Annotated in this window: 15 protein-coding genes; 6 read left to right on the top strand and 9 right to left on the bottom strand. The window is 60.6% G+C overall.

Going from position 1 to position 13,945, the window contains the following annotated elements:
- The first annotated feature begins 23 nt into the window (after nucleotides 1-23).
- Nucleotides 24-1,157, top strand: a complete 1,134-nt coding sequence (locus B7X90_RS03155; RefSeq protein WP_292621590.1) for an epoxide hydrolase family protein — start codon at nucleotides 24-26, stop codon at nucleotides 1,155-1,157.
- 4 nt (nucleotides 1,158-1,161) lie between these two features.
- On the opposite strand, the gene B7X90_RS03160 is transcribed toward B7X90_RS03155, so the two are convergent.
- From B7X90_RS03160 to miaA, 6 genes are all read right to left on the bottom strand, one after another.
- Entirely contained in the window at nucleotides 1,162-1,821 is a 660-nt protein-coding gene (locus B7X90_RS03160) for a YceI family protein (protein WP_292621594.1), read from the bottom strand.
- Nucleotides 1,822-1,914: 93 nt separating this feature from the next.
- On the bottom strand, nucleotides 1,915-2,187 hold the full coding sequence (locus B7X90_RS03165; protein ID WP_292621596.1) for an I78 family peptidase inhibitor: 273 nt from the start codon (nucleotides 2,185-2,187) through the stop codon (nucleotides 1,915-1,917).
- Between the two features lie 252 nt (nucleotides 2,188-2,439).
- The gene (ilvC, locus tag B7X90_RS03170; protein WP_292621599.1) at nucleotides 2,440-3,459 is read right to left on the bottom strand and encodes a ketol-acid reductoisomerase; all 1,020 of its coding nucleotides are present in this window, start codon (nucleotides 3,457-3,459) and stop codon (nucleotides 2,440-2,442) included.
- Between the two features lie 49 nt (nucleotides 3,460-3,508).
- Nucleotides 3,509-4,024: an acetolactate synthase small subunit gene (gene ilvN, locus B7X90_RS03175; protein ID WP_292621638.1), complete on the bottom strand. Its 516-nt coding sequence runs from the start codon at nucleotides 4,022-4,024 to the stop codon at nucleotides 3,509-3,511.
- A 14-nt stretch (nucleotides 4,025-4,038) separates the two neighbouring features.
- Entirely contained in the window at nucleotides 4,039-5,787 is a 1,749-nt protein-coding gene (gene ilvB / locus B7X90_RS03180) for a biosynthetic-type acetolactate synthase large subunit (protein WP_292621601.1), read from the bottom strand.
- Nucleotides 5,788-5,974: 187 nt separating this feature from the next.
- Entirely contained in the window at nucleotides 5,975-6,943 is a 969-nt protein-coding gene (gene miaA, locus B7X90_RS03185) for a tRNA (adenosine(37)-N6)-dimethylallyltransferase MiaA (protein ID WP_292621603.1), read from the bottom strand.
- On the opposite strand from miaA, the gene serB reads away from it, so the two are divergent.
- Complete coding sequence (gene serB, locus B7X90_RS03190; RefSeq protein ID WP_292621605.1) at nucleotides 6,936-7,820, top strand: phosphoserine phosphatase SerB; 885 nt, start codon at nucleotides 6,936-6,938, stop codon at nucleotides 7,818-7,820. The two genes, miaA and serB, sit on opposite strands and share 8 nt — an antisense overlap.
- On the opposite strand, the gene B7X90_RS03195 is transcribed toward serB, so the two are convergent.
- Nucleotides 7,821-8,405 (bottom strand): hypothetical protein, encoded by a 585-nt coding sequence (locus tag B7X90_RS03195; RefSeq protein WP_292621607.1) that lies wholly within the window; start codon nucleotides 8,403-8,405, stop codon nucleotides 7,821-7,823.
- Nucleotides 8,406-8,553: 148 nt separating this feature from the next.
- Between B7X90_RS03195 and B7X90_RS03200 the strand changes: the two genes are divergently transcribed.
- The gene (locus tag B7X90_RS03200) at nucleotides 8,554-9,369 is read left to right on the top strand and encodes a Coq4 family protein (RefSeq protein ID WP_292621640.1); all 816 of its coding nucleotides are present in this window, start codon (nucleotides 8,554-8,556) and stop codon (nucleotides 9,367-9,369) included.
- A 118-nt stretch (nucleotides 9,370-9,487) separates the two neighbouring features.
- On the opposite strand, the gene purL is transcribed toward B7X90_RS03200, so the two are convergent.
- Together purL and B7X90_RS03210 are read right to left on the bottom strand one after the other, a co-directional pair.
- Nucleotides 9,488-11,671, bottom strand: a complete 2,184-nt coding sequence (purL, locus tag B7X90_RS03205) for a phosphoribosylformylglycinamidine synthase subunit PurL (protein ID WP_292621609.1) — start codon at nucleotides 11,669-11,671, stop codon at nucleotides 9,488-9,490.
- 39 nt (nucleotides 11,672-11,710) lie between these two features.
- Complete coding sequence (locus tag B7X90_RS03210) at nucleotides 11,711-12,109, bottom strand: DUF2177 family protein (RefSeq protein ID WP_292621610.1); 399 nt, start codon at nucleotides 12,107-12,109, stop codon at nucleotides 11,711-11,713.
- An 87-nt stretch (nucleotides 12,110-12,196) separates the two neighbouring features.
- Here B7X90_RS03210 and B7X90_RS03215 point away from each other — a divergent pair, with 87 nt between their 5' ends.
- Genes B7X90_RS03215 through coaD form a run of 3 tightly spaced genes read left to right on the top strand, consistent with a single transcriptional unit; the run spans nucleotide 12,197 to nucleotide 13,870 of the window.
- Nucleotides 12,197-12,448, top strand: coding sequence for an exodeoxyribonuclease VII small subunit (locus tag B7X90_RS03215; RefSeq protein WP_292621642.1), 252 nt, complete (start codon nucleotides 12,197-12,199; stop codon nucleotides 12,446-12,448).
- A gap of 10 nt (nucleotides 12,449-12,458) precedes the next feature.
- Nucleotides 12,459-13,358: a polyprenyl synthetase family protein gene (locus tag B7X90_RS03220; protein ID WP_292621612.1), complete on the top strand. Its 900-nt coding sequence runs from the start codon at nucleotides 12,459-12,461 to the stop codon at nucleotides 13,356-13,358.
- The gene (gene coaD / locus B7X90_RS03225; protein ID WP_292621614.1) at nucleotides 13,358-13,870 is read left to right on the top strand and encodes a pantetheine-phosphate adenylyltransferase; all 513 of its coding nucleotides are present in this window, start codon (nucleotides 13,358-13,360) and stop codon (nucleotides 13,868-13,870) included. The genes B7X90_RS03220 and coaD overlap by 1 nt, the downstream gene beginning before the upstream one ends.
- The last annotated feature ends 75 nt before the right edge of the window (nucleotides 13,871-13,945 follow it).

Here is a 13,945-nt window from a genome sequence, read left to right on the forward strand (position 1 = left end):
GCAACGGAAAAGGGAGAGCCTGCATGACTGTTGCGCCATTCGTAGTCGATATTCCCCAGTCGGCGATCGATGACCTGAATTGGCGGATCGACATGGCACGCTGGCCTGAGAAGGAGACGGTGGACGATTGGTCACAGGGTGCTCCGCTGGCAGCCTTGCAGGACTTTGTAGGCTGCTGGCGCAACGAATATGACTGGTATGCCTGTCAGCGGATGCTGAACGACTGGGGTATGTTCGAGACCGAGATTGATGGCGTAATGATCCGGTTCCTGCATGTGCGATCAGCGCATCACGAAGCAAAGCCGCTGGTGCTGACGCATGGCTGGCCAGGATCGATCCTCGAGTTCCGCCACTGCATCGCGCCGTTGACGCAGCCTGAGGCGCATGGCGGGACAAATGCGGATGCGTTTCATGTCGTGATTCCGTGCCTGCCCGGATACGGATTCTCTGGAAAGCCCGCAGTGAAGGGCTGGGGTGTGGAGAAGATTGCGCAAAGCTGGGGCGAGCTTATGCGGCGGCTCGGCTATGATCGTTGGTTTGCGCAAGGGGGTGACTGGGGTGCGGCCGTGACGACTTCGATTGCGGTGCAGCAGGTGGAGGGTTGCGCCGGTATTCACCTGAACATGCCGATTGCCCAGCCGCTGCCCGAAGATCTGGCCGCGCCAAGCCCTGACGAGGCGCTGGCGCTGATGAAGATGCAGCACTATCTCGACTGGGATTCAGGCTATTCCAAGCAGCAGGCCACGCGACCGCAAACGTTGGGTTATGGCCTTGTCGATTCACCAGTGGGGCTGGCAGGATGGCTTTACGAGAAGATGTGGGCGTGGACCGACAATGACGGTGCGCCCGAAGACGCGCTGAGCCGTGGAGACATGCTCGACAATCTGATGCTCTATTGGCTGACAGCAGCGGGAGCATCCTCAGCAAGACTCTATTGGGAGAGCATTGCCAGCTTCGTGCCCAAGGACATTCCGCTGCCGGTGGGGGCGAGCGTCTTTCCCAAGGAGATCATCCCGGCCCCGCGCAAATGGTTCGAGCGCCATTGCCCGAAGCTGGTTCATTGGGGGGAGTTGGCCAAGGGCGGGCACTTTGCCGCCTGGGAGCAACCCGAAGCCTTTGTGAAAGAGCTTCGGGTTGCGTTTGGGCTTATGCGATAGGGTCTTACTTCTTTTCGAAGGCGGCGGTGATGTCGAGCGTCACGTCGTCAGAGACGAAGGGCAGTGCGTACTTCACGTTGAAGTCTGACCGCTTGATCGTGGCTTTGCCGTGGAAGCCTACTGTGGCCGCCTTGCTGAACGGGTTGGTGCCCGCACCTGCAAAGGTGGCGTCGATAGTGACGGGCTTAGTTACGCCGTTGAGCGTTAGGTCGCCGGTGATCTTCGCGCTCATGCCATCGGCGCCGGGGGCGACGCTGGTGGAGACGAAAGTGGCGTCGGCAGGCGCTGCGCCGAAGAAATCAGCGGGTTTGCCATCGGCCGCAGGCTTGAGCAGGTGGCTCGTCAGCCCGGCGCTGGCAGTGACGACTTTCGATACGGGAATATTGACCGAGACTTTGGCAGCAGCAGGGTTGGCGGGGTCAATTTCCAGCGTGCCGGCCACATCACCGAAAATACCGAAATAATCGTTGAAACCGAAATGGTTGACCTTCCACGCGACGAGCGAATGACCTGCATCGGCGGTGTAGGTGCCAGCGGTGACGCGGGTCTTGTCAGCCTTGCCTGGCACATCGGGCATCTGGGCAACCATCGGGGCTGCTGCGGCGGCGAGGGCGAGCGGAAGCGCGATCTTGAGCGCACGCGGCATACGGATGAGGCTGGACATGGGGGGATCTCCTGAGGGGTAGGAAGACCTGTGGATGCCAAAGCCGGGCGGGGGGCACAAGCGGGATTTCGTGCGTTGCGGAAAGTAACCGGTTTAGCCGCAACGGATGGTCATGATCTTTCCGGCATCGTCCAGTATCAGATTTATCCGATCAGGCCGCATGTCTTGCGTGATGACCGAGCCGGGGCGGATCAGCCTGATGCGGTTGTGCAGAATGGCCCGGGCAAGGTCTTCGTGGACCTGCCGCTTGTAAACTATGCCAGTGAAGCGTTTGGCCTGGCGCATGTTGCATGTATCGGGTGCGGAGGCGGCGCTGGACGTGGCCGTGGGGGACGCAGGCGGCTGCGCAAGATCTGCGCCGGACATGGCGGACAGACCTTGCACGGGGATTCCAACCCATGCAGATGCCGCTGTTACGGCTATGATGACCCGTTTGCGCATGTTTTTACCTTGTGACGTAGATCACACCGTTTCGGTCTCTACCGATTGGTGCGTCGGCGTCCACTCCATTCGTCGATGCGATAGGGCAGTTCGCAGAAGCAATTGTGGTTTAACGGAAAAAAGGGCAGCCCGAGAGCCGCCCTTTTTTGCAAAGCACTGGTTCGAGTCGAACCGTTTTCAGTTTTTCGTCTGGTCGACCAGCTTGTTCGCGCCGATCCACGGCATCATCGCACGCAGCTTAGCACCCGTTTCTTCGATCGGGTGGCGACGGGCAAGGCCACGGGCGGCCTTCAGTTCAGGCTGGCCAGCGCGGTTATCAAGCACGAAGTCCTTGACGAAGCGGCCCGACTGGATGTCGGCCAGAACGCGCTTCATTTCCTTCTTGGTTTCTTCGGTGATGATGCGTGGGCCGGTCTTGATGTCGCCGTATTCGGCGGTGTTCGAGATCGAGTAACGCATGTTGGCGATCCCGCCTTCATACATCAGATCAACGATCAGCTTCAGTTCGTGGAGGCATTCGAAATAGGCCATTTCCGGTGCGTAACCAGCTTCGACCAGCGTTTCGAACCCGGCCTGAACCAGCGCGGTGGTGCCGCCGCAAAGCACGGCCTGTTCGCCGAACAGATCGGTTTCACACTCTTCACGGAAGTTGGTTTCGATGATGCCCGAACGGCCACCGCCAACGCCCGACGCATAGGCGAGGCCTACGTCATGCGCGTTGCCGGTCACGTCCTGATGCACCGCGATCAGGCAGGGTACGCCGCCGCCGCGCTGGTATTCGCTGCGCACGGTGTGGCCGGGGCCTTTGGGGGCGATCATGATTACGTCGATATCGGTGCGCGGTTCGATCAGGCCGAAGTGGATGTTCAGGCCGTGGGCGAACGCAATCGCAGCGCCGGGTTTCAGGTTGGCGTGGAGATCGTCGGCGTAGATGGCGGCCTGATGCTCGTCAGGCGCGAGGATCATCAGCACATCGGCCCATGCAGCGGCATCGGCGTTGGCGAGAACCTTGAAGCCTGCAGCTTCGGCCTTCTTGGCGCTGGCCGAGCCGGGGCGCAGCGCGATGGCCACGTCCTTGACGCCCGAATCACGAAGGTTCTGTGCGTGGGCGTGGCCCTGCGAACCATAGCCGAGGATGGCGATCTTCTTGTCGGTGATGAGGTTCAGATCGCAGTCTGCGTCGTAATAGACCTTCATTTCGTTCCCAATCTGTAGTGATTTCGTGAGTGGATGAGCGGTTAGGATTTCAGGCAGCAGTCGCGCCGCGGATCATGCCGACGATGCCGGTACGGCCAACTTCGACAAGGCCGAGCTCCTTCATCAGCGAGACGAAGCTGTTGATCTTGTCTGGCGCGCCGGTCAGTTCGAAAACGAAGCTGGATGTCGTGGTATCGACCACCTTGGCGCGGAACACATCGGCCAGGCGCAGCGCTTCAACGCGGTTTTCGCCCTTGCCAGAAACTTTGACGAGTGCCAGTTCGCGTTCCACGAACGGACCAATCTCGGTGAGATCGGTGACCTTGTGGACCGGCACGAGCCGTTCCAGCTGTGCGCGGATCTGGTCGATCACCGGGGGCGGGCCGTGCGTAACAATGGTGATGCGGCTGACGTCATGGCCGTCGGTAATGTCGGCCACGGTCAGGCTGTCGATATTGTAGCCGCGCGCGGTAAAGAGCCCGGCGATCTTGGCGAGAATGCCCGCTTCGTTATCGACGGTGATGGTGAGGACGTGGCGCTCTTGCGCCTCCTGCGGAATGTGCATCATTTTTCGGTTCCTCAGACCAGCGCTTTGGCTTCGTCGTCCATCGTGCCGGCCACTTCATCGCCGTAGAGGATCATGTCGGTGTGTGCGGCGCCGCTTGGGATCATCGGGAAGCAGTTGGCTTCCTTGGCGACGAGGCAATCGACGAAGACCGGGCCATCGTGATCGATCATTGCCTGAATGCCTGCGTCCAGCTCGCTTTCATCAGTGATGCGGATGCCCTTCCAGCCATAGGCTTCGGCCAGCTTCACGAAATCGGGCAAGCTGTCCGAATAGGAGTTCGAATAGCGGCTTTCGTAGGTCAGTTCCTGCCACTGGCGGACCATGCCCATCCATTCGTTGTTGAGCACGAACACCTTGACCGGCAGGCGATACTGCGTGGCGGTGCCCAGCTCCTGAATGTTCATCTGGATCGATGCATCGCCTGCAATGTCGATCACCAGTGCATCGGGGAAGCCCGCCTGCGCACCGATGGCGGCGGGCAGGCCATAGCCCATCGTGCCGAGGCCGCCCGAGGTGAGCCACTTGTTGGGCTTCATGAAGTGGAAGTACTGTGCCGCCCACATCTGGTGCTGGCCGACCTCGGTGGAGATGATCGGTTCGTGCGCCTTGGTCAGCTCATAAAGGCGCTCTACCGCGTATTGCGGCATGATCGCCTTCGATTTGCGCGGATAGGCGAGGCTGTTGCGGCCACGCCAGCCTTCGATGCGGGCGTTCCATGCCGATAGGTCCTGCGCTTTGTAACCGCGCTGGTGCCAAGCGTCGATCAACTGCGCCAGAACCTTGCCGCAATCGCCGATGACGGGCAGATCAACTGCCACGGTCTTGTTGATGGAGGCGCGGTCGATATCGATGTGGATCTTCTTGCTGTTGGGCGCGAAGGCATCGAGCCTGCCGGTGACGCGGTCATCGAAGCGGGCGCCGACGCAGATGATCAGGTCTGCCTGATTCATCGACAGGTTGGCTTCGTAGGTGCCGTGCATTCCCAGCATCCCCAGCCATGCCGGATGGTCTGCGGGAAATGCACCAAGGCCCATCAGTGTGGAGGTGACCGGGGCGCCGGTGATTTCTTGCAGTTCACGCAGCAGGCGCGTGGCTTCCGGTCCCGAATTGATCACGCCGCCACCGGTGTAGAAAACCGGAGCCTTGGCCTTGGCGATCATGTCGATTGCCTGCGCGATTTCGGTTGCGCCGCCTGCGGTCTGTGGAGTGTAGCGATTCCGCTGTTGGGGGGCTGCCCCGGTCCAAGTGGCCAGCGCAATCTGCACATCCTTGGGAATGTCGATCACGACCGGGCCGGGGCGGCCTTCGGTGGCGATGCGGAAGGCCTCGTCGATTGTGGCGGCGAGCTGCGAGGGGTCCTTCACCAGATAGTTGTGCTTGGTGCAATGGCGCGTAATGCCGACGGTATCAGCTTCCTGAAACGCATCGGAACCGATCAGGCCGGTGGGGACCTGTCCGGTGATGACCACCATCGGGATCGAATCCATGAAGGCATCGGCAATGCCGGTAACAGCATTGGTTGCACCGGGACCGGAAGTGACCAGCACAACGCCGGGCTTGCCGGTCGCGCGGGCATAGCCTTCAGCCGCGTGAGCTGCGCCAGCTTCATGCCGCACAAGAATGTGACGAATACGTTCATCGCCGAACAGCGCATCGTAGATCGGCAATACCGCGCCGCCGGGATAGCCGAACACGAATTCGACGCCCTTGGCGACAAGGCTTTCGACCAGAATCTCGGCGCCGCTGCGCTCGGTTGTCACGTTACTTCACCCTTTTTCGCGTGGAGGCCCGATAGACCCGATGCCACGCCGGAAAAACAAAAAATATCGGCCCGGCTACAGACTAGCTGCGCCGGGCCGTCTCTCCCTAAACGGGAGCTTGATCGACACGAATGTGGATCAAGCAATTGACGGCCTGTTACTTGACACAAAAGGTGGCGTCAAGCAGCTATATGCGCAATAAACTTACGATATGGGCCATGTCAATGGAATTTTCGTACGCAAAGCGTGGCCAGTCGCCTGGATTCTGGTTGCGCAGCCAGGTGTATTGCCGCTTGGCGTAGTTGCGCGTGGCCTGCTGGCCTGCGGCGATTGCCTGTTCGCGCGTGAAATCGCCGCGCAAGTATGACGTGATTTCCGGCACGCCGATGGCGCGCATGACGGGCTGCGAATCGGGCAGGTTCCGCGCAAGCAAGGCTGCCACTTCATCAATAGCACCGGCTTGGCACATCAGTTCGAAGCGCAAGTCGCAACGGTGGTAGAGCCAGTTGCGTTCAGGCATGAGGATGACTGGAGAGAGGGTGATGTCATCACCGATGCCGCCGCTGCGCTGCTTTTGCCAGTGGGCGAGCGGGAGGCCGGTTGAGCGCACCACCTCCAAAGCGCGGGTGATGCGTTGGGCGTCAGCAGGTGCGAGCAGGGCGGCGCGGTCAGGGTCTTCGATCTGAAGCGCGATGTAGGCATCGGCCACTGGAAGCGCGCGCACTGCTTCACGCACTATGGGGTTGATCTCGGGCACTGGGGCGATGCCGTTGAGGAGGGTGTTGATATAGAGGCCGGTGCCGCCGACGAGGATCGGCAAGGCTTTGGAGGCGTGAGCGCGGGCAATTTCGTGCTTTGCCGCATTGGCCCAATCGGCAGCGGAACAGGCCTGTGCGCCGTCCCATGCGCCAAACAGGATGTGAGGCACGCCCTGCATTTCTTCGTCCGAGGGGCGTGCGCTGAGCACCCGGAGGTCGGCATAGACTTGCGCACTGTCGGCATTGATGATGACGGCGTCACGCCCTTGCGCAATCGTGTGCAAGGCGAGTTTTACTGCCAGATCGCTCTTGCCGCTGGCGGTCGGCCCTGCGATTAGCGCCACTCTTGGCTTTGCAGCCGCATTGGTTTCGCTCTGGAAGGATTCTTCGTTGATCATCGCGCGCCTGATAGCAGACCCGGAAACGCTTGGTGAAAATCTCTCACTTGCGATGGAAATGATCGAGGCGCGCGATTGGGAAGTGGCGGGCGCGGGAATGCTCGACACCTGCGACGATGTGCTGGAACTGGAAGTGGTGGAGGGTGACCCTGCTGCTATCCGCCAGATCCTCGATCAGTGCTTTCCGACAAGCGATTTGCTGCTGGCCGAAGGACTGATCGAAATTCCGCGGCTGTTCGTGTCGGACATGGATTCGACCATGATCGGTCAGGAATGCATCGACGAACTGGCCGATTTTGCCGGTTTGAAGGAGCGTATTGCTGCGATCACCGAGCGGGCGATGCAGGGCGAACTGGACTTTGAATCCGCGCTGCGTGAGCGTGTGGGGCTGCTCAAGGACTTGCCCGAAACCGCGATAACGCAGTGTCTAGATGAGCGCATTCGCCCGGTTTCAGGTGCGCGGACACTGGTTTCAACGCTGAAGGCGCGGGGATGCCATACCGTCCTGGTAACCGGCGGGTTTCATTCATTTGCCGATCCTGTGGCGGACCTGCTCGGCTTTGACCGGGTGGTGGGCAACCGACTTGGCCTGCATGACGGCGTGCTGACGGGCGGACTGGCTGGCGGGATCGTGGACAGTTCGGTCAAGAAGCAGGTGCTGCTGGAGGAAACTGCACGACTGGGCGAGGGTGTATTCAGCCTTGCCACTGGCGATGGCGCGAACGACATTCCTATGATTGAGGCTGCAAGCTTTGGCATCGCCTATCGCGCCAAGCCCAAGGCGCGTGCTGCCGCGAACGGGTGGATCGACCGGGGTGACCTGACGGCTATTCTGTCACTGCTGGGCGTGCCGCGTGAGGATTGGGTGCTCGACTGATCAGGCGAACGCTGGGACCACGCGATTGCGGCGCGCGGCCAGCCTGATGATCAGTGCGGTGATGGCCAGCGTCGTCATGGTGATCCCGATGGCACGCGTATCGGGAACGGGAATGCGTTTGGCGTAGGCCAGCGTATAGATCAGCCAGATCACGTGGATGCCGGTGCTATGCAGACGTTTCCAGTTGCGGCCGAGTGTGCGCATGGCGGTTTTGCTGGAGGTGAGGGCCATCAGCAGAATGAAGATGTAGGCGATGCTGCCAGGGATCAGCGATGCCACCGTGCGCGGTTCGGGGTTCAGGTTCGTTGCCATGATCAGTGCGACCAGATGCACAGTGTGGCTGGCGGCAAAGCCGAGGCCCCACCAGCGCCGGTCACGCGCAAGCGCGCGGCTCCACGGGGCGGGGTAGACGCTGTAGAGCGATGAGGCGAGATAGGTCGCAAGGAAGATCGGGAAACCGACGCGAGCGGTCCACCTCGCGGCGAGTTGCCATTGTTCGAGTGTGCTGCCGCCAAGCTGAAGTCCGGCGGCAAGCGCCAGAAGCGCGGCCACAAGACCAAACGCTGTGGGCCATTTTCGGGCCATATTTATGCGATCCCCCATTTACACAAAGCAGGATGCACCGTGTGCGACCAAGGGGCAAGCGCATTTGCCGGACAGGCAATTGACGATCTATTTACAGAACTGTTAGTATTGCGTCCGAAAGACGTCTGGGAGAATCGCCGTGAATGCTATGACCGGTACGATCCATGCCGACCTGCCCATCTATGATGAGCGTCGCCCAGAGATGAAGCTCAGGCCACTGAAGGCATGGCATCACTTTCAGAACCTGCTGAAGGATAAGGAAAACACTGAAGAGGTGTTTCACATCTTCCAATCGCTGCCGTGGCGCAACCTGCGTTCATCGGCAGAGCATTTCCTGCGTAGCGAGCGCGGGCAGGCGTTGCGGGTGAGGGAGCCTTATCTCCCGGCGATTCTGGACGATCATGCTGCGTTGCGGCTGACGCCCAAGGGTTCGCTGGCGCACGCCTATTGCGATTTCATGGAACGCGAAGGGTTGAGCGCGCAGGGTTTGGTAGACGAGTTCGACCGGTTTACGCGCTCCAGTGGCTTCGAAGAGTTTGAAGACCAGTTCAAGTGGTATCTCAACCGTATGCGTGATGTGCATGATATGCTTCATGTTTTGACCGGCTATGGACGCGATGCGCTGGGTGAGGCTTGCGTGCTGGCGTTCACCTACAGCCAGCAGCCAAGCCCTGCGCACTTGTTCATCGGATATATGGCCGGGCTGAACATCAACAAGCAGACGAAGCGCAGCGCGCCGGTGCTGCGCGCGGTGCGCGAGGGGCAGAAGCTGGGCAAAGCCTGTCCGAGGCTTTGCGAGCAGGCGATTACCGAACTTCTGCCGCTGCCGATTGAAGATGTGCGCAAGCGGCTGAACATCACGCCTGCGGTGCATTACCACGATGCCCATGCGATTTGGCGTGAGCGGGGCGTTGATCCCTACGATTTGCTGGGCAAGAGTGCCGCGGTGAAGCTGGCGGCTTAACCTGAAAATCGGCGCTGCGCCCCCGCGAAGGCGGGGGCCTCAGGGTTGTTAAGGAGCGCTAGCATAAACCGCCTGAGGCCCCCGCCTTCGCGGGGGCTCGCAGTGCGCGGTGGTAGGCTTAGCCTTCCATCCAGTCGCGGAAGAAGGCTTCGTTGGCTTCGCGCAGGGTTGCGATAGGAACCGAGAAGCCGGGGCCGAATACGGCATTGCCGCCGGTGGTGCCGATGCGGGTCATAGGGATACCGGCGGCCTGAATGGTGTCAGCCACGGCGCTGGTCACGATGTAGCGGCCCTGATCTTCGCCGAATGCGGTGAACTGGTCGCCGATTTCTTCAAGCTGGCAGCCGATGCCGCTGGACATCGCCATCTCGGCCAGTGCGACAAGCAGGCCGCCGTCTGACACGTCGTGAACGGCGCTAACTTTGCCTTGGGCGATCAGCTCCCGCACGAATTCACCGTGGCGGCGTTCGGCCGCGAGATCGACCTTGGGAGCTTCACCCGCTTCGAGACCGTGAATTTCACGCAGCCACAGCGATTGGCCAAGGTGGCCGTTGTTCTGGCCGATCACGAAGATCGCTTCGCCTTCCGCCTTGAACGGGATCGTGGCCATGACTTCATGATCGAGCATCAGGCCAACACCGCCTATCGCAGGCGTGGGCAGGATGGCCGAGCCGCCGCCCGTGGCCTTCGATTCGTTGTAGAGCGAGACGTTGCCCGAGACGATGGGGTAGTCGAGCGCGCGGCAGGCATCGCCCATACCGTCCAGCGCGTGGACAATCTGGGCCATGATTTCCGGCCGCTGGGGGTTGGCGAAGTTCAGGCAGTTGGTGATGGCGAGCGGACGCGCGCCAACCGCGCAGATGTTGCGGAAGGTTTCGGCAACGGCCTGTTTGCCGCCCTCGTACGGGTCTGCATAGCAATAGCGGGGTGAGCAATCGGTGCTCATCGCCAGAGCCTTTTGCGTGCCGTGGATGCGCACGACCGCAGCATCGCCGCCCGACTTCTGCAACGTGTCTGCGCCAACCTGCGAATCGTACTGCTCGAAAATCCAGCGGCGGTTGGCGAGATCGGGGCAGCCGACAAGCTTGACGAGGTCAGTGCCGAGATCCGTGCTTTGCGGTACGGTGCCGAGAGGCGCGACGTTGGCCCACGCCTTATATTCCGCAAGGCTCAAGGCAGGGCGGTCATAGAGCGGCGCATCTTCTGCCAGCGGGCCGAGCGGGATGTCGCAGACGGTTTCGCCCTTGAATTTCAGCACCATGTGGCCTGTGTCGGTAACTTCGCCAATCACGGCAAAGTCCAGTTCCCACTTCTTGAAGATCGCTTCGGCCATCGGCTCTTTGCCGGGCTTGAGCACCATGAGCATCCGCTCCTGGCTTTCCGACAGCATCATTTCATAAGGCGTCATGCCCTCTTCGCGGCAGGGCACCTTGTCCATGTCGAGAATGATGCCGGCCTTACCGTTGGTGGCCATTTCGACCGACGAGGAGGTGAGACCGGCTGCGCCCATGTCCTGAATGGCTACGATGGCATCGGTCGCCATCAGCTCAAGGCAAGCCTCGATCAGCAGCTTTTCGGTGAAGGGATCGCCCACCTGCACGGTGGGCCGCTTGGCTTCCGAATCCTCGCCGAAATCTGCGCTGGCCATGGTAGCGCCGTGGATACCATCGCGACCGGTCTTCGAGCCGACATAGACGATCGGATTGCCGAGACCCGTGGCGGCGGAATAGAAGATCTTGTCCTGCTCGGCCACGCCCACGGTCATTGCGTTGACGAGGATGTTGCCATCGTAGGCGGGGTGGAAGTTGGTCTCACCCCCGACGGTCGGCACGCCGACGCAATTGCCATAGCCGCCGATGCCCGCAACGACGCCTTGAACAAGATGCTTCATCTTGGGGTGATCGGGGCGGCCGAAACGCAGCGCGTTCATGTTCGCCACCGGGCGCGCACCCATCGTGAACACATCGCGCAGGATGCCGCCGACGCCCGTGGCCGCGCCCTGATAAGGTTCGATGTACGAAGGGTGGTTGTGGCTTTCCATCTTGAAGATGGCGGCTTGCCCATCGCCGATGTCGATCACACCCGCGTTCTCGCCGGGGCCGCAGATCACCCACGGAGCGCTGGTGGGCAGCTTCTTGAGGTGAATTCGGCTCGACTTGTAAGAGCAGTGCTCTGACCACATGACCGAAAAGATGCCGAGTTCGACAAGGTTCGGTTCACGACCGAGCGCGTTCAGAACGCGCTGGTATTCTTCTTCGGACAGGCCGTGGGCGGCGACGACATCTGCGGTGATCTCGGACATAGCGCGCGCCTTAGCGATGCGCGCGCAAAAGGGCTAGTGTTAACCTGCAAACTTGAGCGCGATCCATGTTGCCGCAGTGGCCGCGATGGTTGTCGCAAATGTGCCCCAGATAACGTCGATCACTGTAACATGAACCGGCCAGCGGGCCATGACCGCCTGGCTGGTGAGGTCGTAGGTCATATAGCACATGGCGCCGAGAATCGCGCCGTTGAGAGCCGCTGCACCAAGACCTTGCGTGAGGCCGGGGCGGACTGCGAACCACACCATTCCGGCAAGGTAGAGCGCGTAGAACACCAGCGCCGGGGCAAGGCGGAACTGATCGGCCAGAAGATTTCCCAACGCCGGGCGATAAAGCTTTGATCCGGCCCACCCCAGCCAGACGGCATCAAGCGCACCGAATACCACCGCAGCACCGATATAGGCGATAACATATTGCATGGGCGCAAACTCTCCTGATGCCAATCTGCTGCGATTGCTACGGATCGAAGCTTGACCACACCCCTGCGCGCCGTCAATGCTGCCCCTATGGGAACCGGACCTGATATTGCCAGCCTGAGCTTCGAAGAAGCGCTGAAGGACCTCGAAAACGTCGTGCGGCGGCTCGAAAGCGGGGATGCTCCGCTGGATGAATCGATCGATCTGTATGCGCGTGGCGATGCATTGCGCGCACATTGTCAGGCTCGGCTCGATGCGGCTCAAGCGCGAATCGAGGCCATCGTGGCCGACCGGGACGGCAAGCCGCAAGGCTTGCGCCCAATTGACGAAACCCAGGGTTGAGCGAGGCCAGATGGCGGCTGAAACCGGTCTGCTGAAGCCTGCGCTGAAGGCGATTGCCGAGGAAATCGACAACAGCTTTGATCTGTTGCTGCCGGTGCCGGGCGATCCGCGCGATCGACTGGTCGAGGCAATGCGCTACGCTACGATTGGCGGGGGTAAGCGCGTGCGGCCACTGCTGGTTTGCGCCACCGCAAGCATGTTCGGCGTATCGCGTGAAGCAGCGGTGCGCGTCGGCACTGCGATCGAGGCGATCCACGTCTATTCGCTGATTCACGATGACCTGCCATGCATGGACAATGATGCCCTGCGCCATGGCAAGGCGACCGTGCATCTGGCGTTCGACGATGCGACGGCGGTGCTGGCTGGCGATGCCCTGCACGATTTCGCGTTCGAAGTTCTGTCCGATCCAGCCACCAGCGGTGATCCGTTTACGCGTATCGAACTGCTCCGCACGCTCGCCACCGCAAGCGGGTTGAACGGTATGTGTGGCGGTCAGATGATGGACATTGTGGCCGAAACTTCGAGCTTTGATTTGCAGACGGTGACGCGGTTGCAGCAATTGAAAACCGGCGCGCTCCTGTCTGCCTCGGTGGAAATGGGCGCAATTCTGGGCAAAGTACAGCTTGAGGCGCGTACTCATCTGCGCGGTTACGCGCGTGATATCGGACTTGCTTTCCAGATTGCCGATGACTTGCTTGATGCCGAAGGCGATGAAGCTGCGGCCGGCAAGGCGCTGCGCAAGGATGAAGCACAAGGCAAGGAAACCTTTCTGTCACTGCTAGGGCCGGAGCGTGCCCGCGAACAGGCGCGTATGCTGGTCGATCAGGCAGTGCAGCATCTGGCAAGCTATGGCCCTGAGGCCGACCTGCTGCGCGAATTGGCGCGCTTTATTGTGGAGAGGAATCACTGATGGCGCAGCGTATCGGCGTCTATCCGGGCACGTTTGACCCGATCACATTGGGCCATCTCGATATCATCCGTCGCGGCGCAAAGCTGGTCGACAAGCTGATTATTGGTGTGACGACAAACCCTTCGAAAGACCCGATGTTCACGCCGGAAGAGCGCATGGACATGGTTACGCGCGAAGTGGCCGATCAGGGGATCGACAATGTCGAGGTCGTTGGCTTCAACGCGCTATTGATGAAGTTTGCACGGGCGCAGGGGGCCAGTGTGATCGTGCGTGGCCTTCGCGCTGTGGCGGACTTTGAATATGAATATCAAATGGCCGGCATGAACCAGAAGCTCGATGCAGAGATCGAGACAGTGTTTCTGATGGCCGATGTCAGCCTGCAACCCATCGCTTCCAAGCTGGTGAAGGAAATTGCGCTGTTCGGGGGCGAGATTGCCGACTTCGTAACGCCAACAATCCGTGATGAAGTGGTTGTCAGGGTTGAGCAGAAAGGCCGTTTGGGCGACTATTAAGCGCATTGCGCAGCAACAATCGGCAATCGTTCCCAGAATCGTTCATTGCAGCGACAGCGCGAGCAGCCTATCGGC

The sequence above is a fragment of the Novosphingobium sp. 17-62-19 genome (assembly GCF_002256775.1).
Lineage (GTDB): Bacteria > Pseudomonadota > Alphaproteobacteria > Sphingomonadales > Sphingomonadaceae > Novosphingobium.